The sequence below is a fragment of the Paenibacillus sp. FSL K6-1558 genome (assembly GCF_038002565.1).
Lineage (GTDB): Bacteria > Bacillota > Bacilli > Paenibacillales > Paenibacillaceae > Paenibacillus > Paenibacillus polysaccharolyticus.
On sequence record NZ_JBBOCV010000001.1, the window covers coordinates 5,623,760 to 5,648,752 of the forward strand.

Sequence of the window (24,993 nt, forward strand, 5' to 3'; positions counted from 1 at the left end):
TGAGAAGGAGAAATGGTTGATGATGCTGTTTCAACCGATGAAGACACAAACGCCTAAGCTGTAATGTTATTCATATCTTCTGATCATGTACGTATATATCGTGATTTTTAGAGAGGGGATATAAATACTAGTATGGAAATCGTCGGACAACAGATTCGGATCACTAGCTTAAACGAGCAGGATATGGACTTTATATGCAAACTGGAATGTGATACAAGCTTGTGGAATTATGAGGAGAGTCTGGAAACGAAGGAAGAGGATGTGAAGGAGAAGTATCGCAGTCACTTCCACGTTGAGGGCGAGACACCGTATGCGTATGATTTTGTTATCCGTCGCTTGAATGATGCCAGTGATACACCAGTGGGCATCGTTCAGATGTGGAGTTACGTTGATTTTCGCAAAAGCTGGGAACTTGGTTTCGCAGTGCTGCCTGAATATGCAGGACAGGGGTACGGAAGCGAGGCGACCCGGTTATTACTGCAATTTGCATTTAACGAGTTACAAGCACACAAAGTCGTAGGCATGTGTAATGCCGAGAATGTAAAATCAGCGGCTTTAATGCAGCATGTAGGCATGACAAGAGAAGCCATTTTCAAGGAAGAGTTATGGTGGCGGAATAAGTGGACGGACCAGTGTTTTTTCTCCATTTTGGACAGCGAGTTTAAGAAGCATGGAATGGACTAAGACAGCAGTAATCTAAGACACGTCCTAATACAAGATGAGGGGTTAATCTAATGGCACAGCGTAAACTGATTTTGCTTAGCGATCTGTATTTTGAACGCAATGATGAACTGAATGAGAGAATTCGAAGCTTGTTTCAGCACAAAAAGCCCTCAATCGGTTACATCCCTTCCTGTTCCGACCCACAGCGGATTTATGTCGAGCACACTCGGCGTTTCTATCGCCAGTTTGGGATGGAAGATGTGCAGTATTATGATCTGGATACCGAGTATGAGGAAAGCATGCTGGACTCTCTTTTCCAATGTGACGCAATTCATTTATCTGGCGGAAATACGTTTTATTTTCTAAGTTTGTTACAGCAACGAAATAGGATTGAACAGCTGCGTTCCTATGTTAGTGACGGTGGTATTTTGATTGGGGTTAGCGCGGGCAGTATCCTGATGACACCTACGATTCAAATAGCTGGATACGGTGAGGATGCAGACGAGAATCATATCGGTTTGACCGATTTACAGGCGCTTGCTCTTGTAGATTTCGAGTTTGCACCTCATTGGGATCGTTCGGAAGAAATGATGCAATCATTCAGAGAATACGCTCAAAATCATCAAAGCAAAGTATATGCGTGCCCGGATGGTGGGGCTGTTGTTGTTGAAAATGAATCACTTGAATTATACGGCGGGACAACTCCTGCTTTGTAAAGAGAGGATGAAGAGTAGATGCGTGCTATCCAAGTGTACCACTATGAAGCTTTTTCAAGCATTCCAGGCAAGGGCAACCCGGCGGGCGTTGTTTTTGATGCAGATCATCTGAGTGAAGTTACAATGCAACAGATTGCTCATGCTGTCGGTTTTAATGAGACGGTATTTGTATTGAAGTCTGAAAAAGCCGATGTCCGGTTGCGTTATTTCACTCCGGGTCACGAGATTAATCTGTGTGGTCATGCGACGATGGTGGCGATGTATGGACTTAAGACACGTCGTTTATTAGAGGGTAAAGACGCCATTACAATTGAAACTAACGTAGGTATATTACCAATTCAGTTTGAACAACAAGGTGACACCTGGTTGATGGAGATGAAGCAGGATCAGCCACGTTTTGTACCCTTTCAAGGCGATGTTGAGAAACTGGCTAAAGCAATTCATCTGACAACGGATGATCTGGACATGACCATGCCCATCGTTTACGGGAGTACAGGTACATGGACATTATTAATTCCGATTCGTCGTTTAGAGGCATTTGTTAAAATGAAACCGGATTCTTCTCAGTTCCCGGACATTTTATCTGAAAATCCCAAGTCATCCTTACATCCCTTCTGCTTCGAAACACGCGATGATGATGCTCTCATGCATGCAAGGCATTTTTCTTCGCCATACTCAGGTACAACAGAAGACCCTGTCACAGGCACCGCATCAGGGGTGATGGGGGCCTATGTTTTGACATATGTGAATCCAGAGATTCATGAGGTTGATTTTACAGTAGAGCAGGGCCATGAGATTAGTAGAGATGGCAAGGTCCAGGTGAACGTACGCCGGGAGCAAGAGGGGATGGATGTCCGAATCAAGGGCACGGCTGTTTATGTTCGGGAGATGAAGGTGGAAATAGACATTTGAGGTTCTGACAGAAGGAGAGAGTCAAGGTGAATGAAAAGGCCATATTGAGCAGGCTCATCGAAGTATTAAAGGAAGAGTTAACCGACGGGTTAACAGGCGTGTACTTGCATGGCTCCATGGCGATGGGATGTTTCCATCCGCTGCAGAGTGATATCGACATTTTAGTTGTATGTAGAGAGAAAAGGTCCTCTGAGAGTTACCGCAGAATCGCCGACCAACTGATACGTATAGAAGATGAGATGCATATTCCGAAAGGGTTTGAGATTAGTATTGTACTAGAGTCAGCTGTAACACGTGGTCAATACCCTACACCTTTTGAGTTTCATTATTCTGCATATCACCGGGAGAAGTACAGAAATGATCCTGATTATCTCTGCGGTGGTCATGAAGACCCGGATGTGGTTGCACATATGGCGGTGATCTATGATCGAGGTATTGTGCTGTATGGCAAGCCGATTAAGGAACTGTTCCAGCCGGCGAACCGCGAGCATGTCATCCAATCCATTGCATCTGATGCAAGTTCAGCCTTGGAAGAAATCGTAGACAATTCGGTCTATTATGTTTTAACTTTGTCGCGCGTGCTGTTGTATATTCAGGAATCAGTGATTTACTCCAAGCGAGAGGCTGGCGAGCGTGCGGTGGCAGAAGCAATGCCTGAACATCAGGAACTTATCTCGCAATGTTTGGCTAAGTACAACGGGGAACGTGAATCGGTCAATGTGGAACATACACGTTTAAGAGATTATGCCGAATATATGCTCAAACAAATTCAAGAAGCTATGCAGGCTTAAAGGAGAACATGACATATGAAAGAGTCACAACGGATCAAATGGGAGAAACAATTACAGCAAGGAAAAAGGCATCATATCCTGGTGCGCGGCGTTTTGGGCTGGGGCCTACCTTTGGCTTTTCTATATACGTTGGTGATGACGTCATGGAGCGGGCAAAGTTTAACCCTGAATGGTGAGTTTTATGTAAACTTACTGACGGCACTTGTGTTGTTTCCAGCTGCTGGCATCTGGTATGGTGCCTGGACGTGGAAAATCCTGAAAATGAAAGTCGAGCAAGGCAGAAGGTAGAGCGGTGAGGTGAAGAAAGGATTGAGTACATGATTACTGAGCTGGAGGCTTCTGAATTTCACAAAATAAAACATCTAACCAATGCCTGTCGCAATATGGAGGTCAAAGCAGTGGCATCAGGCATGAACCCGGGACGGGTCTATGTCGACGATACCCTCAATCCTCAAGCGGCGCTTGTATGGGTTCAGGGGCAATCCGGTTATCAGCTAATTGGTGATTTTCAGAATGAAGTGTTCCGAAGTGAACTCCGAGAGTACATGGAGACACAGATTTATCCCACATTAGCATCATTACAAATTTCTGACGTAGAGATTGGCGTAGAAGATAGTCGGTGGGAAGCGGTACTTGAGCATATGGCTGGCCCGAGTGAACTGAACGATGATACACAGCATGTGTATCTGCTAAACCCAACGGATGAAAGAATAGAGCGAACAGAGAAAATAAAGAGTGCCAAGCGCTCATCTTCCTCTAGAATGCTTATACAACCAGTCGAGGGAACACAGGTTATTATAATAGACGAAGTACTTTTGAAAGACGATAGGTTGAATAATCTTTCTTTTGTCACATATAAGATCAAGCATTTCTGGACAAACGTAGATGCTTTTTTGAAACATGGTGTTGGCTATGTTGTTACTCGCGAGGAAGAGATTGTGTGCATATGTATTTCTGCTTTTGTCGATGGAAACACACATGCCATTGATATTGAAACATTGGAAGGTCATCGTAAGCGAAATTATGCTGCCTTGGCTGCTCAAGCGTATATGAACGAATGTAACGATAGAGGCATCCGTCCCTATTGGGATTGCTCTCCGGATAACATAGGTTCGATCCGTTTAGCACAAGGTGCAGGTTTATCTCTGGATTTTAACTATCAGGTCTATTGGTACAGCATTTCAGAGTGTATGCGTTAGTAATTGAAGGGGGTAAGAGCGTGGATGAGACACTAGAGTCACAGGTCCAGTTTCTGATTGAAATAGACAAGCTGAAAACGATTGAACGAAGAACACGAATTATCCATGGCGAACGGCTCGAGAATGATGCAGAACATTCTTGGCATCTAGCCATGATGGCATTCATATTGCATGGTCATGCTAACAAGGAAATCGACATGCTTAAAGTAATCAAGATGTTACTTGTTCATGACCTTGTTGAAATTGATGCCGGTGATACCTTTGCGTATGACACCCAAGGAAACACAGATAAACATGAACGAGAGCTTAAAGCCGCAAACCGATTATTTGGTATGTTGCCAGAAGACCAAGCCGAAGAACTGTTAAGTCTGTGGATGGAGTTCGAGACCAAAGAGACACCGGAGGCCAGGTTTGCTTCTTCCATGGATCGGTTGCAGCCGATCATTCATAATCATCAGAATGAAGGTGATACATGGCAGAAATATAACATTACGAGTGATCAGGTATTAAATCGTAATGCCGAAATTGCAAATGGGTCAGCAACGCTGTGGAAGTATACACAACAAATCGTACAAGATTCGGTAGATCAGGGGATATTGAAACAATCCGGTTCCTAAGTAAACGGGGGCTGTTTTAACTACATTTGGACTCAGGAGGCTAACATGGGGTACATCATGGATTTACGAAAATTGGTAGGCACACGTCCCTTGATCATGGCAGGTTCATGTGTACTGGTGTTTAACGAGCAGGGTCACCTGCTACTCCAGAAACGAACAGATAGCTTGGATTGGGGTACCATTGGCGGTTCGCTTGAACCGGGTGAATCATTGGAAGAGACTGCTGCGCGTGAACTATATGAAGAAGCTGGTCTGCGAGCAGAGGCATATAAGCTGATTACCATATTTTCGGGTCAGGATATGTATTACCGTTATCCACATGGAGATGAGGTATACAATGTCATGGCAATCTATGAAGCAGGCGGCATTACGGGCAGTCCAACGGTGATGGATGATGAAGGGTTAGAGCTCAGGTACTTCGACTTGACTCAGCCGATTCCGGATATCAATCCATTCACCAAATATGTGCTGTCCAAAGCGGGATATATCAAAAGCTAGGAGGAGTTTCGCACAACATTATCATTTTTCTCTCAGTGATTTACGGATACTGATTTAGTATGATAATAGTATCATTTTGCAAAGAGAGAGGGTTAGACATGGATACATTTTTGCAGCAAATTAACGAGTTAAATGAGCTTCAGATCGAGCTGGTCAGCCTGCATCCTTTTTTTGCAGAACACCATCCGGTTGTTGTAGCACACGAATCATTGTTATATATCTATGATTATTCATCTGTATCCGGGCAATACGAATGGGTCAAAACCGTACCGGACGACCTATATATTCCTGATGACTGCCTCGGCGCAATGCCTGTACATCATATGAACGATCGGATGTGCGCGATTGTGACCGCTTCTGTTTTCAAAGATTTAGAGCAGAAGGTTTTTCTGTTCCATGAATACGTGCATTGTTCTGTCTATGGAAAATACGAGGAACGAATCGTTGACCGGATGCAGATTAAACATAAAATGACCCAGTTGAGGCGTGTAACCTGGGAGATCGATTACGAATTCCCGTACGAAGATGAGATTGTTGCTGGGCGAATTGAATCTCTTCTATCTGCGTTGAAAAGTGAGAATTTACAGCAAATTCAGGTGGCGCGAACGGCATTGTTCCAATCTCTTACAGAAGAGCAAGCGGAATATTGGAGCTGGCTGGAATGGAATGAAGGAGCAGCAAGGTATATCGAGAATTTGATTCGAGCCAAGTATGAATTGCAGCCTAATCATTATGGCGATACAGCACCTTTTAACCGCCTCGTATTTTACGAGTGTGGATCGGAATATATCCGTTTGCTGGTGAAGGATCAGCCTGCGTATCATACGGATCTGGAAAAGTTGTTTGACCGGATGCAGGACGAGAGACTGGCAGGTTTGGTGAGCTAACGAGAGATTATATATAACCATTCCTTCAATGGAAAAAGGAGATCGGTCTATGCCTCTGCCTATGGTGCATTTAAGTGTAGCCCATCGATTGGCTGATACGTTGCCTGAACCACTGGACCTGGGAGCATTTTATCTCGGAAATATTGCGCCAGATGCCATTCATATGCGTGAAGGCACAACAAGGGACGACAAGCAGTATACTCATTTTTATCCTGAGCAAGAAGACAATTATACCGGACGTCTCCAGAAGTTTTATGGTGATTACATCAGCGAGCGCAAGAGTGAAGGCTGGACTTCCTTTGTCACTGGTTACTTCATGCATGTGATGACGGATTATTACTGGTTTCGAAGTGTGTATCCCGCATTCGAGGAACAGGTTCGTGAGCAAGACCAGTGTGAGGGAGCCGTGCGAACCAAGGAAGACCTGGCCCGTTTATATTACAAGGAGACGGATCAGATTGATTTTAATCTGTATCGCACCATGAATTGGAGCGAAGAAGTATGGTCGGCCTTAAATAACTCGTCAGGGTACGAGATGGCAGATCGTTTAACAGCAGATGAGATCATACGCTGGCGTGATCGCACGTTTTCTTTTTTACATGGGGAAGCGCCGGGCATTATTCCGTGTTACATTACCGAAGAGGTTGTACGAGCTTTTGTCCAAAAAACAGTCCCACGTTTAAACGACTTATTAGCTGAATGGGAGGCCGCTAGGTGAGACATATCGGAATGTTGCTTCTATTCTTCAGCGTCATATTCATTGCAGCGTGCGGTGGCAACAATTCGAGTGATGTGGGCTCCAAAGAGGCTGAGGAACTAGAACAGAGCGAAGGGATTCCTACGTTAATCACGTTATCTTGTAATCAGGCTCACTTCTCTAAAACGTGCCGCGATGTAGAATTTGACCGCGCTGACGAGATTCAAATCGTGACCGAAGCCATATTCAGTGCCGAGCGTATGCAGGGGATGCTTGATTATTCTGCTGAATACACGATGAACATCACATACACAGACGGTTCCGTCACTCGGTATGATCTGTCACTGGGTACAGATCCTAAATCGCAAGGTTTGCTTGTAAACCAAAAGGATACGACGACTGGATATACGATCCCTCTAGAGAACGCGAATCAACTGAGACAAATCATTCAGCGCCGTACTGACTAAATGGAGCGAAGAGATCAACAACATGAATACAGGCTTATAGATGAATGGAGATGCAGGCAAGTTGATAACAATCGGAACACTGACGGCAGCAGATGTGGATGGAGCATATCATATTTTTGAGACAACGATTCCAGAGGCATACCGTCAGGAAGGGATCGGATCACTTCTGGATGAAATTCTGGAAGAGATCGAACATAAAAAGACTATAGTACAATCTGTTTTGCAACATGAATCTGATCTTGAACCAACGATAACAAGTCCCTTTTTCTTTGTTGCCCGAAAAGAAGATAAGGTCGTAGGTACGATCTCATATGGGCCTTGCGGGAAAGTCGTTCAGGAATGCACCAACCATCGTCTGGATCACGTTGGAACGCTGGGCTCACTGTATGTTTTACCTGAACTGCAGGGCCAGGGGATTGCTTCTGCGCTTATCGCGGCATTGGTCACCGAACTACAGAAGCGGGGGATTACCCAATTTTGTCTGGACAGTGGTTATCGAATTGCACAGCAGAAGTGGCGGCGGAAGTTTGGAGAGCCGTATGTTGTGACGAAGGACTACTGGGGTGAAGGAAGCGAAAATATGGTATGGTTGTGTGAAGTGCAGGATTTTGCTGGAAAATAAACGAAAACAAAAGATGACCCCCCCTGCACGTGAACAGGAGTCATCTTTTTTTATTTCTTTTATCTTACTGCATCGATACATACGCATCATCGTAAAGTATATTGACCAAAAAAGACATGAGAGAGGAGAGAACAACAACATGTCAGAAACAACAGATATGGCAGTAACAACTGGAACAGAGGAATGGAGCACGCCGCAACAGAAGCTTTCCCCTCATGCCATAAGGTTGTGGAGAGTTAGCGCGATCCTCTACAACGTCATTGGCTTTGTGGTGTTGGCAGCGTTGCTTATACTGGACTCCGTCTATGATTGGAGGCCGTGGATCGGCTGGATTTTATGGGGAGTCACGGTTATATCCGCAGGTTATGCTGTGTGGGATATATTTTTGCAGCCCGTGTTGTTGTATCGATATTGGTTTTATGGCGTTAACGCAGAGTTTGTGCAATTGAAGCATGGGGCATTGAACAAGGTGCACCAAGTCATTCCGATGGCCAAGGTGCAATCCGTATCAACGAATCAGGGGCCATTGATGAGAAAATACGGACTATACTCGGTGTCCATCGGAACGATGGGTTCATCTCATCATATACCGGCCTTGCCAGAAGATGTGGCATATGCGCTGCGTAACCAGATTGCGGATTATGCCCGGATTAACGAGGTGGATGAATGACGGAGATGAAACGGCATCATGCACTCAGCTTGTTGTGGAGTTTGGGTAATCTGCTTAAAAGTACATTTGCCTTTATTCTGTTTTTATTCGTATTTCGTGCAGGATCAGATCAGGCATGGGTCTTCTATGCACGGATGATTTTTTATATTGGTATTTCAATCGCACTGTTCTCTATCGTCTGGAAATGGTTCACAACACGTTATTCAGCCGATGAAAAAGCTTTCCATATCTACACGGGAGCATTCAGTCGAACCCGCAGAACGATCCCGTATACGAAAGTACAAAATGTGAGCCGACATACGAGCTTTGTTCATCGTTTATTCGGAGTAACCTCTATACGCTTCGAAACGGGGATCAAGGGTGATGATGCGACGTTTCAGCTACAGGTCGTTTCGGTTTCTGAAGCAGAACAGTTAGAAAAGCGGGTAGCCCGTCATTTATCCGAGGACCAAGCTACAGTTGAAGGAATTATGGATGATGAGCAGGATGCAAAGGATGAGAAAAGTCTACTTGCAGAGCAGTATACCGAAACTGAAGAACAAGCAGGCAGTGACTCAAGCGCCAATGCCAATAACAATGACACAGGAATTAAAGGCACATTCGAACACGTCGTTCACTACCGTTCTACGCGCAAAGATGTGTTCAAAGCTTCGTTTACTTCACTTAGTTTTCTGGTGTTGATCCCGATCTTGGGTTCCTTGTACTCAACCGTGAAGGATTTCTTCCCAGACGAAACCGTAACCGAAAGCCTTGTGTTAACCTGGCTTGAATCATGGTGGGTGACGAGCCTGGTCATTCTGCTTTTGATCCTTGTATCTGTCGGGCTTGGAATTGTGCGTACCTTTGTGAAATATGGAGATTTTCAGATCACGTCCGATGACAAGCGAATTTATATTACAAAGGGCATGCTGGAGAAGACGTCGTTCTCGATCCAGAAAGATCGTGTACAGGCCGTCAAGATTACACAGTCCCTGATGAAAAGATTGCTAGGTCTTGCCGAGGTAGAACTTACAACCGCAGGCAGTTTGGGTGAAGCTAGCCAGGAGGTTAACACATTATATCCCTTTTTACCTGTGAGGGAGGCCTATCGCATCATTGAAGAAATGCTGCCTTCCTACCATGTGACGGAGGAAATGCAGAAGCTGCCTCGGAAAGCGTTATGGTTACGGTTACTTAAACCAAACTGGTTATGGATCATCGTCACGGGTGTGCTAGCATACTTCAAACCGGTTTTGTTCGGCATGGAACAGACATGGTGGATGATTTCGCTACTGTTGTTCGTGTGGATTACAACGTGTAGGGTGATCAATTTTTATCATACGCGGTATGCACTGAACGATCAGTTCATTCAGTTTCGCTCAGGTGCGCTGACTTCGACGCTGTTTCTGTCCAAACGGGAAAAGGTCATTGAAATCAAGATTACTCGTCATCCCTTGCAGCGCAAGTTAGGGCTGGCTTCCATCCATACCGTAAATCGCGCCAAACCTGTCATGCATCAATATGTTCACGATATACCGGATGATGTGGCTGGCACATTCCAGATGTGGTACATGAGGCGTTCCAACGAGGTACAGATCCGGTAGAAACGACAAGGGGACGTTAAGTAAAATGAGTAAAACTAAAAAGATTGTATCATGGACGATTGGCATTACGCTCATTGTATTGATTCTCACGCCGTTTATCTATGTAAAAGTCAACAAAATGATCTATGCACATCGTGTCACAACATATTTAACGGAGCAGAAACATTATTCTCCTGATGAGATTGAATCCGTAGAAGGCGTCTGGAGCGTAAAACTGCCACCCTTCCTTGCTGTAGTGAAGTTTAAGGATGAACCGGATGTGGAGTATATATATTTTGCACATAATGATGTGATTCAGTTTAGCCATCGCATTTCGGAAGAGGCGCAGAAGAGCGGTAAAACGAAATCAGACCTGAAGCATTTTGCGCCGACAGTCGACCAGCAGTAGAGGAGAAGAGGATGAGGGTTAATGAAAAAAGTAATAAAAGCTGTATTTTTGGATGTGGACGGTACGTTGCTTAGTGAACAAGATCGCAGTCTCTCCAAGTGTACCGAAGAGTCCATTTGCAGGTTAATCCAAAAAGGAATTCATATCATCCTTGTGACAGGCAGACCACATCATCTATGTGAAGAGTTTAAGCATCTTGGCATAGATACGGTTATTTCAGCTAATGGAGCTTTGGCTACTTGCCGTGGTGAAATCATTCATAAATCCATTCTTTCTTCAACCATGGTTAGGGAATTCAGTCATTTTGCTGATTCTCAGGGACATGCACTTTCCTACTTTACGGAGTCTTTTGGCATGAACGGAACTGGTCGGACGGATCATCATGTGATAGTTGCTCTTCGAGAGACACTTGGAATGATGGAATATGCGGAACAGATCATGACGCTCGATAAGGAAATATACTGTATGTGTTTATACGCAAATGAGGAGGAGACAAACCGATATAAAGAACAGTTTCCTTATTTACGATTTGTACGATTCCATCCGTACGTTTGCAATGTGCTAGAAGCGGGTGAAGTCAGTAAATCTGTAGCGGCTCAGAAAGTTCTAACTCACCTAAATATACGCAGAGAGGATACGATGGCTTTTGGGGATGGAGAGAACGATATAGATCTACTAACTTATGCGGGCGTAGGTGTCGCTATGGGAAACGGTGGAGAGCGTGTTAAGCAAAGTGCGGACTGCGTCACGCTGAAAGCGAGTGAGGATGGAATAACTCATGCGTTGAGGCACTATAAGCTTATATAAAGGGACTTTAGTTGGAATAAGGGATATCCATATTGTGGATTTTTATGTAAAATGAAATGAAGTGAAGTGAGAAAGCCCTAAAGCATAGGGTGTCAAAAGAAAGGTGAATTTTAATATGAAAAAAGGTTTTATACTCATTTTATCGCTGGTTATACTTATCGGTGTATCCTCTTCGGCGTATGCACATCCTGGTCGATTGGACAAAAACGGTGGACACAAGTGCTCCGCAAAATCGATTAAAAAAGGTCTGTGCACAGGCTATCATTATCATAAAAAGAAAAAGTAGTCTCTACTTCTCAATTAACTGAAGGAGAACGGAGGAACAAACTTCATGGATCGCATTAAAGCTGTCATTTTTGACTTGGACAACACGATTCTAAACCGGACAAGAACGTTTGAGGGTTTCACACAAAGTTTGATCAACACGTATTTTGGACACATGGAATCGACCGAACATATAAAGCAGCGGATCATCGAGCTCGACGAAGATGGTTATAAGGAGAAACCCCGGCTGTTCGACGAATTATTAGAAGAATTACCTTGGGCAGAACATCCTCCGCACGAAGAACTAATGGCATTCTACGGCCGGGAGTATGTGCGAAATTCGGTGCTCATGGATGAGGCAAGAGAAGTGGTACAGCATTTGAAAGGCCGTTATTTAATCGGTTTAATCACCAATGGTCAAACACATATTCAATATGGAAAGATTGATCAACTTGGCATTCGTGAGGATTATGATCACATCATTGTATCGGAAGAAGCAGGTGTGAAAAAGCCTGATCCGCGTATATTTCAATTAGCCCTTGATCATTTTGGTATAGAACCTGAGCAATGCCTCTACATCGGGGATCATCCGCTGAATGATATACAAGGGGCGGCCAAAGCAGGCATGAATACGATCTGGATGAAGGTAAACCAGCCTTGGCCTGAGATAGTTGAGACAACACCGCTACATACAATCCAGCAACTTCGAGAATTGAAAACCCTGCTCTAGCAAAATTTATGCCGTATAGATTTGACCTATCTTCCGTCTATGACGTTGCTGGGTGGCCTCTTCGTAATCTTCAATCAGGGTGTCAAAAATCTGCTCCCAGGAACGCTGTTCTGCAAGTTTCCGGCCTTCAAGTCCCATCTTTTTCAGCAATTCCGAAGAGTCGACTCGTAAGCCAATCTCTCTTATAAATGCGTCTACGTTACCCGGCTCAACAAGTATGCCGCTGTGTTGATGTACGACGAGGTCTTTGACTCCGCCGGCGTTAGCAGCCAGTACGGGAAGACCCGAGGCCATGGCTTCCAGCACCACATTGCCGAAGGTCTCTGTACAAGAAGGAAAGACAAACAGATCTGCTGATGCATACATCGATGCAAGCTCATCACCATGCAAATATCCGGTGAACGTAACATTGGCAGGCGCTTGCTGCTGCATCTTGGGAAGGGCAGGCCCATCACCGACAATGATCCAGTGAACATGGGCTTGTAGTTCTGCGGGCAATTGCTGCATCGTGGCTGTCAGGGTGGCTATATCTTTTTCCGGAGAGATGCGTCCAACGTAGAGCAGGATGAGAGGTGCGGTGATCTGATACCGTTCGCGAATGTTGGGGCTTCGTTTGCATGGAGAATAGAGGTTACAATCAATACCGCGAGACCAGAGCTTGAGCCGCTGAATCCCCTGAGCCTGTAAGGTGTACATCGTGTCTTGGGACGGAACGAATGTAGTATCACAGGTGCGATGAAACCACTTGATGTACTTCCAGTAGAGTGGAATGACACTTCCAAGCTTGTAATAATTGAGATAACGATCAAAGTGGGTGTGGTAAGAGAGGACGTGTGGAAGCTGGAACTTGAGTGCATATCTCAGGCCAAGTAGCCCCATGTTAAACGGTGTAGCGACATGAAGCAGATCAGGCTGAAATTCCTGTAGCTGTTTATAGGCGGTTACTCTGCTGGGAAAAGCGATTCTGCATTCGGGATACAGAAAAAAGGGGATATTGATTACGGAGCTTACGGGAGCTTCAACGTTTCCTTCCATGATGGATTGGGATGTAAACAGCAGATGTTCTATATTTCTGCGATTCAGATGGTTGCTTAGACGATGGAGTGTTCCTGCGACACCATTGGTTTCTGGAAGATAAGTATCTGTGAACAAGGCTAGACGCATCCTTACCCCTCCCTAAACTTGTGATGCCAAGATCATAACAGCGAATTATTTTCCATGAGTCAAATGCATGTTAACTTGGCGCGATTTCTTTTCTATACAGCATATTCTGGTATGATGGAGAGACGTGGCGGCGCAGATCATGACTACGCTATATAGAGAGATACAGGAGGACAAGTGAGATGAACAAGTTACAGGAAGAACTGGCGGAGTTGATGCCGCCTGCAGGCATCGAAGAGATGTCAGGTGAAGAAATCGTGGGCAGCATTGCGATGGATATGTACCGGGCTGAATTTGCCACGATTCGGGAACAAGTTTCAGAACTGCCTGTAGTAATACGAGATATTATGCTGATTATTGATCTGGATACGGAACTATCCATGAATGGATTGACCGGTTATTTGGAGAATGCCAGCGGCCTGCATCTGAGAGAGGTCATCGAAGCGTTAAACCGAAGTGGCAATGAGACAGATGCGATGATTTTGCATAAGGTGGAACAACTCTTGAAGGAACAAGGAATCACGCCAGAACAACTCAGAGAGAACGTGGAACGTCTGTCCGAACACGACATATCAACAAGTTTGCAGACACATGGGACACAGATCCATGAGTTATTACAGCAGGTAGAGCAGGAAGGTCAACATTTAAGCTTTCAAGCGGATAATGAAGAAGTTTTCGATTTGCTGTACCAGTATGTAGACGAGCATAAAGATGAATTAAAGCAGCAACTGGAGCAGTTTCTCGTTCTATAAGAATAAGGGGGAGAAATGAATGCGTCTGAACAAACGTGTGGGGATTGAAACCATTATCGTTAGCTTTATTTTCATACTTTTGTTAGTGGTTTGGAAAATAGCCCAAGGTATGTTTTTAACATTACAGCATGTCCCGCAAGGTACACCATTACAAACGTCTGGTGCGGCATCGCAAGTTGATTTTGGACATGCGGCAAGTGGAAGCGGTTTGATGATAACCCTAAGTGTTGGTGGTATATTCCTTTTGGCTATAGCGTACTATGTTGTTCGTTCTTATGTTGTGGGAAAAAACAAGAGATAAAGAGAGTAGCCCTTGGCATCAGATGGATACATAGCCGGGGGCTGCTCTCTTGATGTTTTGCATGTTCGTAGTCTATAGGTGCTCTGAAATAATCTCTTCCAAGCCTTGTGCGACGGAACGTGCACCACGCTCCAGATGTCTCTCGTGCAGTTGCAGGCGCACATAGGTCTCATCCGTGCCCATGGCTTCGGAGAGCATTCCGCTAAGTCCACGTGCACGACGGTCGATCTGGATCAACAGTTCCAAGGAATTCCCCATTGGATAGAAGAGAACTTCAAGTTCATCCAAATATCCGCGAAACTTGGTGGTCGGCACAAACTCAAACTCCTGTACAAACGGCAGATTGCCACCGAGCCTTGGGGCATAATCATTAGTTACTTCACGAAGTTTGAATCCCAGCATATCCATGGCATCCAGAACGATCTCCATCTCCCTGGAAGGCACAACATGAATAAGGTCTCGATCTGATGGGTCTACTGCGCTAGAGATGTCCAGTCCCGTTTCCACCCATACTTCCGCACGGTGTAGTGTAATCGGTAAATTTTCCGGTAGATCGAATTGAAAGCTCTTTTCCAGTTTTGTACCAGGCTGCAGGGTGAACCCCTCGGTGAGCAGATATTTGGCTACAACAGCCGTTTCCTTCACTTTGCGATCATTACTTTCCCGAATGTAGTGCGTTTTGATTAATAGATAAATCCGATCAACCTGCTGCTCCACACCTCCGCCCTCAATGTACACTATTCCCGAAAGAGTTCCTCCGGGCATAACTTCTGTTGTATGTAACTCCGTATTTACTTTTGCTGCACCTACACCAACACTGGCCAGCATTTTTTTGAAAAATGACATGTGAGCAACCTCCAGATTCATGGATTATTATGGGGGAATTATGATTTCGAGCATAATACGGACGATGAAATAGATGCGTTTCAATTTTTATAAGAACAGGGGAATCTGTATGGTCTCGCCCGAATGTTACTTTAGGATCAAAATTCCAGATAGGAGGATGTCTATGAGTATGGAGTGGTACGATATGATTGCACGACGTAATGGTGGATACAGAGCTCGGGCACAGTACATATGGGAGGGGAAGTCCACAGAAGAAATGTTCGAAGAGCGGCTGATCCAGTTACTGCCTGCGTATACATCGGTCCTTGATGCAGGCTGTGGACACGGTGACTTTACTCTTAAAATGGCGGCACATGCTACTCATATAACAGGGTTCGATAACTCGGAAGAGATGATTAAAATAGCGCAGGAGAGTTTGGAGTCCAGTGTCATTCAGAATGTGGATTTTATCTGTGCTACAACAAAAGAAGATTTGCCTTTTCAGGATGAACAATTCGGCTTGATCTATAATCGTAGAGGCCCCACATCCATTATTGAATACGGAAGACTTCTCCCTCAGGGAGGCCTGCTGTTTGGAATACATACGGATGTTACCAAGGTTCGTGAACGGTTGGAACGTAACCTTTACGAGCAGATTGAGATCGAAGAATATCATGAGGCACTTATGGTTTTTCCTGACGAAAATGAGTTTGCTCTCTTCCTTGCAGACGTTCCGGGTAACCCGGATTACACAAGCTCTGAGTTTCGTGAACAATTGCAAACCAAATTAAAGGAACATACGATTGATGGGAAAATAGCCGTTCGAGAGCATAAATATATATGGAAGGCTGTAAAAGCGTAAGGATTCGGGGAGGGGATGAAATGAATATCGTATATCAAGTGGGGAAATTGAAAGTTCGCCTGCTACAGACGGAGGATGAGCAGTTGCTAGTCCAATGGCTGTCTGACCCGGAGGTTCTACAGTATTACGAAGGCCGGGATCAGCCGCATGATCTGGAGCTTGTGAGAGCACATTTTTACAATCAGGATGATGAGGCTGCCCGTTGTATTGTAGAGTATGACGGGAGGCCAATCGGATACATTCAGTTCTATGAGCTGGAGACAGAGGAACGTGTGGAATATGGTTATGCTGACAATGGTGAGATCATCTATGGGACCGATCAGTTTATCGGGGAAACGGATTGCTGGAACAAGGGTATCGGCTCACAACTGGTGAAGTCTATGACAGCGTATTTGATTCAGGAGAAACATGCCCGGAGAGTGGTTATGGACCCGCAAGCGTGGAACGAACGTGCGTTATCTTGTTACGAGAAATGTGGTTTTAAAAGGGTTAAACAATTGCCACAGCATGAACTGCATGAAGGACAGATGAGAGATTGCTGGCTGATGGAGTACACTCTATAAAATAGCCCGGTAAGTGGTGTCGTGTTCATATGCAGTAAACAAATCCACAGGGATCATGGGGGAAATAAGATGGACTATAGATATCCAATTGGTCAGTTCACACATGAAGGTGAGATAACGCTGGCTCATAGGCAACAATGGATTCAAGATATTGCAGACCTGCCTAAGCGTGCGAGAGAAGCGGTAGAAGGATTGAATGAAGAGCAGCTAAGTCTGCCATACCGGGACGGAGGCTGGATGCTGAAACAGGTTATTCACCACATGGCAGATAGTCATATGAACAGTGTGATTCGCTTCAAGCTCGCTTTGACAGAAGATACGCCTACGATTCGCCCGTATTTTGAGGAACGCTGGGCCGAACTGAGCGATTCCAAGGATCTGGGTGTGGAGGTTTCACTGCATCTTCTGGATGCACTACATCGCCGCTGGTCGGCATTGCTATACGCGCTAACGGACGAAGACTATGCTAAAAAGTTCTATCATCCTGCATCCAAAGAAACGATGAGACTGGATCATTGTCTAGGATTGTATGCATGGCATGGCAAACATCATGTTGCCCAGATCACTTCACTTCGAGATCGACTGGGAATATAGAAAAGAAATTACAGCAAACTTTCCTCGCCGTATAGGTGGCATGAAACGTCAATTCAGCTGCTCTAAAATGTTTATCTTAAAATAGGACATGCATGTTATACTCAATTGGAATCTGAGGCAATCTAAGATTGAAGGAATACCGAGATAACTTGATTAGAGGAGTGGTTGGCACATGTTTAGCAAATTAGGCCAAGTTATGCTGTACGTCAATAACCAGGATGAATCTCTGGCTTTTTGGACGGAAGTAGCCGGGTTCCATATCGTGGATGAGGTTATTCTTGATGAAGGTATGCGGTGGATTGAGATCGCTCCTGCGAAAGATTCACAGACCAGCATCATTTTGCATGATAAAGAGGTCGTGGCACGTATGTCAGCCGGGGTAAATCTGGGCACACCTTCGTTGATGTTTTTCACCGATGACCTTGATCGGTTATATGCGGATTTGTCTGCTAAACATGTAACGGTTGGAGAGATTGTAGAGATGCCGACAGGGCGTGTCTTTAATTTTGCAGATAATGAGAAAAATTACTTTGCCGTGATGGAGCGCAAGGTCTAAAACGAAACGTATTTATAGTTTTAAACCGGTAATCTTATAACTGTAATTTCAAGCGGACAACATGCGATGTTGTTCGCTTTTTGTATGGGAAAAACAACGTATATTCTACTGAATTTTTACATGGAAAATAGAGAATGAATGGTTAAAAATGTTATAATAAAGTGTAGTGAATGGAGTAGGATTTCATGCAAAAATGCTAGTGGAACAGCAGGGTAACAATAGTGGAGAAGTACCCATTTTAAGCGTTAAAACAGGAGGGATTTGGACCTTGGAGAAAACGATAAAACGTGTGCAGGATCTCTATGATATGCTCGATGCGGATTTCAGATCGGCCAAGCAATTTTGGGAGCCGTTCTATGAGAATCGGGACAGACCCATTCCGTTTTTTCCAAACAAGCCAGACGAGAATCTGGTTGCTGATGTAGAAGCTGGACGGTTAAGAGGTGGCAGAGCACTGGAGCTGGGATGTGGCCCCGGCCGGAATGCATTGTATTTAGCGGGACACGGTTATCAGGTTGATGCCTATGATCTGTCAGAGACTGCGATTGCTTGGGCCAAGGAACGGGCAGCGGAAGAACAGCTGGATGTTCATTTTGAATGTCGTTCGGTGTTCGAACTGGCGCCAGAACAGCAATATGATCTAGTCTACGATTCGGGCTGTCTACACCATTTGTTACCGCATCAGCGTATTCCTTACATTGAGATGATTCATCGTGCATTGAAGCCTGGAGGGTTGTTCGGCATGACCTGTTTTGCACCAGGATTCGGCGATCAAGGCGGCCCGGAGCATGTGATGGACGATTGGGAAGTTTACCGCGAGAAGTCAATGCGGGGCGGACTTGCTTTTACGGAGGAGAAGCTTCGGTATTTACTGGAGGACCCGTTTGAGTGTGTGGAACTGCGTCCAATGAAAGCGATGGGGCAGGAAGATCCGTATTTTGGTTTGCCTATTTTGTGGGTGACCATGTGGAGAAAACCAGAAGTACAGGATGAACAAGTTTAGAGATGAAATACATATCAATCCTGCGGCATTAGAGCAGATATGAGAATTGAAAGGTGAGGAGCATATTGGGTAACAGAACCTTTATTATTACAGGTACATCCAAAGGCATTGGTAGACAGCTTGCAGAACTTTGTTTGGAAAAAGGAGACTCCGTCTACGGCATAGCACGCGGAGCATCCGACTTGGGCAATATCTACGAAAGGTACACTCATGTCCAGTTCGACCTTACAGACATTCAGGGCATCGACGATGTAATCTCGGGCATATTGGAGCAGATTCCGCTTCTTTCTGTGGAATATATCGGACTTATCAATAATGCGGCCATGCTTGAACCGTTGAAACCCATAGATCAGTGTCTTGCGGACGAGATTAGCGTCCATCTGAATATTAGCCTAGCCGCACCGATGATTCTTACGTCATCTTTTATTCACCACACCAACCATATAACGGCACGCCGAAAAATTATTAATGTGAGTTCCGCATCGGGCAGTTATCCCGCTCCTTCGATGGCTACCTATTGTACATCAAAGGCAGGAATCAACATGTTTACACAGTGTGTTGCGATGGAGCAAGCCTCACAGTCTAATCCGGTGGAGATCGTCGCCTTTGATCCAGGCATGGTGGATACGGAATTGCAGGCTGTGGCGAGAGGAAAAAGTACAGAGGAATTTGCACTGTCTGGCGCATTTCGAGATGCTTATGAGACAGGGCAATTGAAAACCCCACGTGATGTAGCACTCGCGCTATTAGAGTTGTTGTGATCCAAGATAAATAAACGTCTCTTTTGCCCTGTACTGTCTGTGCAGGGTTATTTGCCTTTGGTTTTTGTATAAAATGGTGTGCGGCATCGACATTGTTCCCTGTATACTTAGAATATCTAAATGTACATACAACGATTTCTATAATGTGCACCTCAGTGCGGGTTCAGGAGGATTACATGCAGCAAGAACAAACAGCTGGTTTCCATGGCGACTGGCTTCAATTTATGATTTTGACGAACAAACTGGAATTGCCCCCTTTACCAGCGGATACCATGGATCGTCCAAGGCTCAGTTCGCAATACGATGAAGTTATGCAATCCAAGATGACGTTGTTGACTGCTCCGGCCGGTTCGGGAAAATCAACACTATTGGGGAGTTGGCTGAGAAGTGCCGCAGGGCAAGCGGCTTGTGTCTGTCTGGATGAAAAGGATCAAGATCCATTTCAGTTTTGGCTTTACATTATTCATGCGTTGGACCGCGTGAGACAGGGGTTGTGCGCAGAAATTCTGCCTCAGTTTTTGCAGCGCTATCCAGTCGAGCCGAGAGCGGCATTAATTTTGTTGCTGAATCGTGTTGCCCAGAGTGGTCAGCACACCATGCTTATTTTGGATGATTACCATGCGATAACGCGGCCGGAAGTTCATTCACAGATGCAGGACTTTATTGAAAACCTTCCTTCGTCTATTCATCTGGTCATATCGAGCCGGACGTATCCTCCGTTTAAGCTGGAGAAGCTGCGCCTAAGGGGCGAGTTGAAGCAGCTTACACTTCAGGATCTTGCGTTTACACCGGAGGAAGGCATTGATTTTTGTCAGAACGTTATGCGTATGGAGCATGCCAACAAGGATATACTTGGGTGGGTTCATCAGACGGAGGGGTGGGCGGCTGGGCTGAAGCTACTTGCTTTATCTCACACATTAGGTGCAGGCACGGTGAAAAGTTCATTGCCCATCATCTCTTCATTCCCCCATCGCGCAAGTGATGCTGAGACAGGCAACAGAAACATCTCGGATTATTTGTTAGAAGAGGTATTCCATCGTCAGTCACCAGAGATGCAGCTCTTTTTGCTTCGAACTGCAATAACAAGAAGGATGAACAGCCGTTTAGGTCAGGTGTTAAGTGGTTTGCATGAAGCTCCACAGTTGTTAAGGCAGCTGGAGAAAGAACATCTTTTTCTTATCCCTCTGGATCGGGAAGGAGAATGGTACCGTTATCATCATTTATTCTCGGCATTCCTGAGGCGTGAGTTGAGACGGAATCACGCCGAGTTGGCCAACGAATTACATGGTTTTGCCGCACTTTGGTATGAACAGAACGGATATCCATCTGAAGCGCTGGATCATTATATTCTTGGGCTACATCTGGAAGATGCCGCAAGATTGCTAGAAGAATTGTTCGCCCATTTTATCATGGGAGAGTGGTGGACACTTCGTAAATATTTTGATGTTTTGCCGCTAGAAATAGTGAAAGCTCGTCCTAAGTTATATATGTCTTATTTGTTTCTTGTTGCACGTGAAATGCCTTATGGGGAGATGGTGAAGCAACTGGATGAGCTCGAGCATGTCATCCGCGTGCATCTCCAAGGGCAGGTTGCGCCAGAAATTATTGAATATTTGTTGCAAGTGATCTGTGTCATGAGAGCCTATATGGCGTATCTTAACCGTGATTTAGAAGGACTTTCTTCTTATCTGGTGTCTTATATTGATCAGGGTTACCTTGATGATATCGCGTTTCAGTATATGGACTACGATCGAAGAGAGAGCATGCGTATGCGAAGTTTTCACGGCGTTCATGGTTACTTGAGGAGAGCTGAAGCTTGTTTTGGAGCCATTACAAAGCGTTGGTATGATGAACCTGCCTATGTAACGTCCTACTACGGAGCAGGATATGGTGAGGTTTTGATGGAACAGGACCAGTTATCCGAAGCCGTGAAGTATGCGGAACGAGCTCTTGAAGTGGCCTTGCAGATCAAAGTGGCGGCGATACTTGTTCCTGCATATGTACTGAAAGCTAGGCTTGAATTACATTCAGGTAGAGCTGAGGAAGGTATAAAGCTGTTGCAGCAGGCTGAGAGTCTGCTGTCTGAGAAGGATAGAGAGTACTGGAAATCTGTATTGGAAGCACATCGCAATCGAATAGGGCTTGAGCAGAGCCCTGTGGACACGGCTACCCACATTCTCGCTAATCCGGTAGACGAACAACAAATGCTCGTTGAAATGAGCTGTGACCAACTATTTCAATGGATGGTTCGATTACGTGCTGCCGTGGCTCTTGAACATTATGATTACGCACAAGAGGAACTGCAACGAGTTCGAGAACATGCTGAAAAACGCGATCTGTTGACGGAACAGATTGAATGTGCCCTGTTAGAGTCCGTGATACTACAGAAGCAGGGGAACTCAGGTGCTGGTGTTGTAGCCTTATCGCGTGCTCTTGTTTTGGGAGAACCTGAAGGATATATCCGTTCATTTGTTTCCGAAGGCGAGCCGGTAAAATGGCTACTTCAACAGTATCTGGTGCTTCGCCGTAAGAAGGCTATCTCGGATGATGGAGTGAAATTAGCTTATGTGAAGCAATTACTCTCTGCTTTTGTCCAAAACCAAAAGGTACGGGGCCGTTCAGTACTAGATGAAGCAAAGCATGAACAGAAGGAAGTGGGACTGAGTCCCATGGAGCAGAAGATATTTGGTCATATTGCAGAAGGGTTAACCAGCAAGCAGATTGCTGCCGAATTTGGGATATCACCTGGAACCGTAAATACTCACATTCGCCGTGTGTTCGCCAAGCTTGGAGCAAGCAGTCGTACGCATGCGGTACAAATTGCTGAACAGCGGGGCTTATTATAAGTTATGAAACAATGTCTACTTTTTTGTAGACTGTTTGGATGATGTCGTCTCTCCTACAATAAATCTAACGAAATAACGCTGTGAATTTCCGGTGTCATTAGCGATAAGATTCCGTAGGAGGTTGTGTTAAGAAATGTCTAATCATCGTTCCAATTACAAAGGTTACTCTGAACAGCGTCGGAATAAAGTTGTGCCATATATAGCCGCTGTGTTGTCGCTCACTCTCTTTGGTGCTCCGGGAACAGTAGGTGCCGCGGAGGGTGGAACAAGTATTCAGGACCTGCAGCTTGCTGCCCCGTGGGCCCAGCAAGCCATTGAAAAAGCTACCCAGCAACAATGGATTATTCCAGACGGTACAGGTCGTTTCAACCCAGATGCACCTATGACAAGAGGGGAACTTGCACATATGTTGGCTCAGCTTCTGGAGATCAAGGTCTCGTCTTCAGACCAACGACCGAAACAGTTATTTAAAGACTTAGAGCGTACAAGTTCAGGCGAATCTTATATCTATGCTCTTAACTTAACTGGCATTATGAATGGATATCCCGATGGTACATTCCGGCCGAATGGTGTAGTGACGAGAGAACAGCTCGCTGTTACGATGATTCGGGCACTGAAGGTGAAAGGGTATGATGGGCTATCAGATGGTCAACAATCGTTATCATTTAAGGATAGCAAGGATATTAGCGCCTGGGCTTTGCCCGGTGTGCAACAGGCCGTTGGATTAGGTCTTCTCAAGGGGGAAAATGGATATTTTGCACCCAAACGTTCCACGTCCAGACAAGAGATTGCTGTCATTGCAGTGCGAACAACAGACACGATTCGAGTATTGAGGGCAGGAGGTTCAGAGAAAGATGGTTCTAATTCGCAGGCTCCAAAAGATAATCCAGGCAAGGTAACGGAGACACAAGGTACAATTACAGGAACAGTAGGCACTGCGAATGGTACAGGTACAGGGAACAACAACAACAATAATACTGGAACAACGTCCGGCGGAACAACAGGTGGAGGAAGCGGAGGATCGGTTAATCCGTCTGTACCTTCAACCCCTTCCAATCCATCTAATCCAACAAATCCATCTAATCCAGGAACCAGCAATCATGCTCCAATCGTTGCCCCTGGAGGTTTGCCTGCTCAGGAATTGACGTTGGATCACGCTTCTAAGGACTTGCAGGCCTCTTCTTATTTCAGCGATCCAGAGGGTGGACCATTGAAGTTCGCTGTCTTGTCGGGAGATGAGAACATGGTATCTTTTACTGTGACGGACTCGGTAATTCGCCTTGCACCACGGGCTGCCGGTCAGACGATGCTGACCATTCAAGCTACTGATGAACAAGGTGCCAGTGTAACGGCACAACTCCAGGTTACCGTGCAAGTGAATACGATTAGCCGCCAATTCCCTGACGAGCAATTGGCTGGAGTTATGGCATTTTGGCTACAGAAGGGGCTAGATGATCCGCTGACCAAAGCAGAATTAGCTACGGCACTTGTCCAGACTCAAGGAGGATTGTATGCAAGAGATGCTGGCATTTCCGATCTTACCGGTGTCGATATATTTAATGGATTAAATGTCGTAGAAATTGATTTATCTGGAAATAACATAAGCAAAGCGGATGCCTCTGAATTTGAACAATTAGAGTGGCTTGATCTGTCGGGGAACCGTCTGAGTGAAATCAATGTCACAGGACTTGAGTATTTACAGTATCTGGATGTGGAAAATAACCAGCTTACCGCTTTAGACGTAACAGGGCTGGATTCCCTGCAAGAGTTGTACATGGGAAGTAATCAGCTTGTTCATCTCCCAGTGGGTCTGGTTAATTTACCTAATCTGCAATCTATAAGTGTAAGTGACAATCAGATACACCTCAGAGAAGAACCTGATTTCACAGTGCACAAGGCACTAATAGAAAAACAAATCGGATATACTTTTGATGATGCTCCACCTGAACTAATCGAGGCACCGGCGGGAAATACGGCTTATGTAGGTGGAGATGAAATCGAGATTGACTTGTCATACATGTTTAGAGATGAGGATGATGACAGATCGACACTTGTGTTACAAGCGGAGTCTCCTGATGAACAAGTCGCAGCCATTCGAATGGTGGGGCAAAAATTATACGTTACTGCACTGGGGACGAGTAATATACCCATTCGAATTATGGTCTTGGCTAAAGATCCGTTGGGCAAGATGGGCTGGGGTTACGTAGAGGTATATCTGAGAGAAGCCCAGTAGGGACATATTGGAGTCAGATTCAGTT

At 45.2% G+C, this 24,993-nt stretch carries 30 protein-coding genes; 28 read left to right on the plus strand and 2 right to left on the minus strand.

Translation table 11 applies throughout. The features are described from left to right. Window positions 1-132: 132 nt before the first annotated feature. The 18 genes from MHI38_RS24400 to MHI38_RS24485 all read left to right on the plus strand — a co-directional run bounded on the left by MHI38_RS24400 (window position 133) and on the right by MHI38_RS24485 (window position 12,511). Window positions 133-684, plus strand: a complete 552-nt coding sequence (locus MHI38_RS24400; protein ID WP_154887051.1) for a GNAT family N-acetyltransferase — start codon at window positions 133-135, stop codon at window positions 682-684. 50 nt (window positions 685-734) lie between these two features. Then, on the plus strand, window positions 735-1,379 hold the full coding sequence (locus tag MHI38_RS24405; protein WP_154887049.1) for a Type 1 glutamine amidotransferase-like domain-containing protein: 645 nt from the start codon (window positions 735-737) through the stop codon (window positions 1,377-1,379). 18 nt (window positions 1,380-1,397) lie between these two features. After that, window positions 1,398-2,291, plus strand: a complete 894-nt coding sequence (locus tag MHI38_RS24410; protein WP_154887047.1) for a PhzF family phenazine biosynthesis isomerase — start codon at window positions 1,398-1,400, stop codon at window positions 2,289-2,291. 26 nt (window positions 2,292-2,317) lie between these two features. Continuing rightward, complete coding sequence (locus tag MHI38_RS24415) at window positions 2,318-3,082, plus strand: aminoglycoside adenylyltransferase domain-containing protein (protein WP_154887045.1); 765 nt, start codon at window positions 2,318-2,320, stop codon at window positions 3,080-3,082. Window positions 3,083-3,097: 15 nt separating this feature from the next. After that, window positions 3,098-3,370: a hypothetical protein gene (locus tag MHI38_RS24420; protein WP_145328782.1), complete on the plus strand. Its 273-nt coding sequence runs from the start codon at window positions 3,098-3,100 to the stop codon at window positions 3,368-3,370. Window positions 3,371-3,399: 29 nt separating this feature from the next. Continuing rightward, window positions 3,400-4,281 carry a GNAT family N-acetyltransferase gene (locus MHI38_RS24425; protein ID WP_154982946.1) on the plus strand — a complete coding sequence of 294 codons (882 nt, stop codon included), beginning with the start codon at window positions 3,400-3,402 and terminating at the stop codon, window positions 4,279-4,281. 20 nt (window positions 4,282-4,301) lie between these two features. Beyond that, window positions 4,302-4,898, plus strand: a complete 597-nt coding sequence (locus MHI38_RS24430) for an HD domain-containing protein (protein ID WP_221786911.1) — start codon at window positions 4,302-4,304, stop codon at window positions 4,896-4,898. Between the two features lie 45 nt (window positions 4,899-4,943). Then, window positions 4,944-5,396: an NUDIX hydrolase gene (locus MHI38_RS24435; protein WP_154982947.1), complete on the plus strand. Its 453-nt coding sequence runs from the start codon at window positions 4,944-4,946 to the stop codon at window positions 5,394-5,396. 98 nt (window positions 5,397-5,494) lie between these two features. Beyond that, a complete protein-coding gene (locus tag MHI38_RS24440) occupies window positions 5,495-6,283 on the plus strand; it encodes a hypothetical protein (RefSeq protein WP_221786909.1) in 789 nt (262 codons plus the stop codon). 49 nt (window positions 6,284-6,332) lie between these two features. Further along, window positions 6,333-7,001 carry a zinc dependent phospholipase C family protein gene (locus MHI38_RS24445; protein ID WP_308722154.1) on the plus strand — a complete coding sequence of 223 codons (669 nt, stop codon included), beginning with the start codon at window positions 6,333-6,335 and terminating at the stop codon, window positions 6,999-7,001. Next, complete coding sequence (locus tag MHI38_RS24450; RefSeq protein ID WP_154887034.1) at window positions 6,998-7,447, plus strand: hypothetical protein; 450 nt, start codon at window positions 6,998-7,000, stop codon at window positions 7,445-7,447. The genes MHI38_RS24445 and MHI38_RS24450 overlap by 4 nt, the downstream gene beginning before the upstream one ends. Before the next feature lie 40 nt (window positions 7,448-7,487). Next, window positions 7,488-8,069, plus strand: a complete 582-nt coding sequence (locus MHI38_RS24455; protein WP_154887032.1) for a GNAT family N-acetyltransferase — start codon at window positions 7,488-7,490, stop codon at window positions 8,067-8,069. A 139-nt stretch (window positions 8,070-8,208) separates the two neighbouring features. After that, window positions 8,209-8,739 carry a PH domain-containing protein gene (locus tag MHI38_RS24460; RefSeq protein ID WP_253495975.1) on the plus strand — a complete coding sequence of 177 codons (531 nt, stop codon included), beginning with the start codon at window positions 8,209-8,211 and terminating at the stop codon, window positions 8,737-8,739. Continuing rightward, window positions 8,736-10,322 carry a PH domain-containing protein gene (locus MHI38_RS24465; RefSeq protein WP_308722152.1) on the plus strand — a complete coding sequence of 529 codons (1,587 nt, stop codon included), beginning with the start codon at window positions 8,736-8,738 and terminating at the stop codon, window positions 10,320-10,322. Before MHI38_RS24460 ends, MHI38_RS24465 begins: the two co-directional genes overlap by 4 nt. Before the next feature lie 25 nt (window positions 10,323-10,347). Then, window positions 10,348-10,710: a DUF3139 domain-containing protein gene (locus MHI38_RS24470; protein ID WP_154887027.1), complete on the plus strand. Its 363-nt coding sequence runs from the start codon at window positions 10,348-10,350 to the stop codon at window positions 10,708-10,710. Between the two features lie 21 nt (window positions 10,711-10,731). Then, window positions 10,732-11,517, plus strand: coding sequence for a Cof-type HAD-IIB family hydrolase (locus tag MHI38_RS24475; RefSeq protein ID WP_308722151.1), 786 nt, complete (start codon window positions 10,732-10,734; stop codon window positions 11,515-11,517). 115 nt (window positions 11,518-11,632) lie between these two features. Then, on the plus strand, window positions 11,633-11,803 hold the full coding sequence (locus tag MHI38_RS24480) for a YHYH domain-containing protein (protein ID WP_154887023.1): 171 nt from the start codon (window positions 11,633-11,635) through the stop codon (window positions 11,801-11,803). Window positions 11,804-11,848: 45 nt separating this feature from the next. Next, window positions 11,849-12,511: an HAD family hydrolase gene (locus MHI38_RS24485; protein WP_253495968.1), complete on the plus strand. Its 663-nt coding sequence runs from the start codon at window positions 11,849-11,851 to the stop codon at window positions 12,509-12,511. Between the two features lie 6 nt (window positions 12,512-12,517). Here the strand turns inward: MHI38_RS24485 and MHI38_RS24490 are convergent, their stop codons facing one another. Continuing rightward, on the minus strand, window positions 12,518-13,675 hold the full coding sequence (locus MHI38_RS24490) for a glycosyltransferase family 4 protein (RefSeq protein WP_154887019.1): 1,158 nt from the start codon (window positions 13,673-13,675) through the stop codon (window positions 12,518-12,520). A gap of 179 nt (window positions 13,676-13,854) precedes the next feature. Here MHI38_RS24490 and MHI38_RS24495 point away from each other — a divergent pair, with 179 nt between their 5' ends. Beyond that, the gene (locus MHI38_RS24495) at window positions 13,855-14,424 is read left to right on the plus strand and encodes a DMP19 family protein (protein WP_154887017.1); all 570 of its coding nucleotides are present in this window, start codon (window positions 13,855-13,857) and stop codon (window positions 14,422-14,424) included. Between the two features lie 19 nt (window positions 14,425-14,443). Then, a complete protein-coding gene (locus MHI38_RS24500; protein WP_154887015.1) occupies window positions 14,444-14,725 on the plus strand; it encodes a hypothetical protein in 282 nt (93 codons plus the stop codon). A 72-nt stretch (window positions 14,726-14,797) separates the two neighbouring features. On the opposite strand, the gene MHI38_RS24505 is transcribed toward MHI38_RS24500, so the two are convergent. Further along, window positions 14,798-15,571 carry a sporulation protein gene (locus MHI38_RS24505; RefSeq protein WP_090922083.1) on the minus strand — a complete coding sequence of 258 codons (774 nt, stop codon included), beginning with the start codon at window positions 15,569-15,571 and terminating at the stop codon, window positions 14,798-14,800. Window positions 15,572-15,734: 163 nt separating this feature from the next. Between MHI38_RS24505 and MHI38_RS24510 the strand changes: the two genes are divergently transcribed. The 8 genes from MHI38_RS24510 (at window position 15,735) to MHI38_RS24545 (ending at window position 24,968) form a co-directional block, all read left to right on the plus strand. Beyond that, entirely contained in the window at window positions 15,735-16,412 is a 678-nt protein-coding gene (locus MHI38_RS24510; RefSeq protein WP_154887013.1) for a class I SAM-dependent methyltransferase, read from the plus strand. 20 nt (window positions 16,413-16,432) lie between these two features. Next, window positions 16,433-16,975 carry a GNAT family N-acetyltransferase gene (locus MHI38_RS24515; protein WP_154887012.1) on the plus strand — a complete coding sequence of 181 codons (543 nt, stop codon included), beginning with the start codon at window positions 16,433-16,435 and terminating at the stop codon, window positions 16,973-16,975. A 69-nt stretch (window positions 16,976-17,044) separates the two neighbouring features. Then, entirely contained in the window at window positions 17,045-17,569 is a 525-nt protein-coding gene (locus MHI38_RS24520; RefSeq protein WP_090922087.1) for a YfiT family bacillithiol transferase, read from the plus strand. 172 nt (window positions 17,570-17,741) lie between these two features. Continuing rightward, the gene (locus MHI38_RS24525; protein ID WP_154887009.1) at window positions 17,742-18,125 is read left to right on the plus strand and encodes a VOC family protein; all 384 of its coding nucleotides are present in this window, start codon (window positions 17,742-17,744) and stop codon (window positions 18,123-18,125) included. A 268-nt stretch (window positions 18,126-18,393) separates the two neighbouring features. Beyond that, window positions 18,394-19,128 (plus strand): class I SAM-dependent methyltransferase, encoded by a 735-nt coding sequence (locus MHI38_RS24530; RefSeq protein ID WP_154887007.1) that lies wholly within the window; start codon window positions 18,394-18,396, stop codon window positions 19,126-19,128. Window positions 19,129-19,193: 65 nt separating this feature from the next. Beyond that, a complete protein-coding gene (locus MHI38_RS24535) occupies window positions 19,194-19,889 on the plus strand; it encodes an SDR family NAD(P)-dependent oxidoreductase (RefSeq protein WP_154887005.1) in 696 nt (231 codons plus the stop codon). Window positions 19,890-20,065: 176 nt separating this feature from the next. Next, a complete protein-coding gene (locus MHI38_RS24540; RefSeq protein ID WP_341181809.1) occupies window positions 20,066-22,735 on the plus strand; it encodes a LuxR C-terminal-related transcriptional regulator in 2,670 nt (889 codons plus the stop codon). A 133-nt stretch (window positions 22,736-22,868) separates the two neighbouring features. Beyond that, on the plus strand, window positions 22,869-24,968 hold the full coding sequence (locus tag MHI38_RS24545) for an S-layer homology domain-containing protein (RefSeq protein WP_341181810.1): 2,100 nt from the start codon (window positions 22,869-22,871) through the stop codon (window positions 24,966-24,968). The last annotated feature ends 25 nt before the right edge of the window (window positions 24,969-24,993 follow it).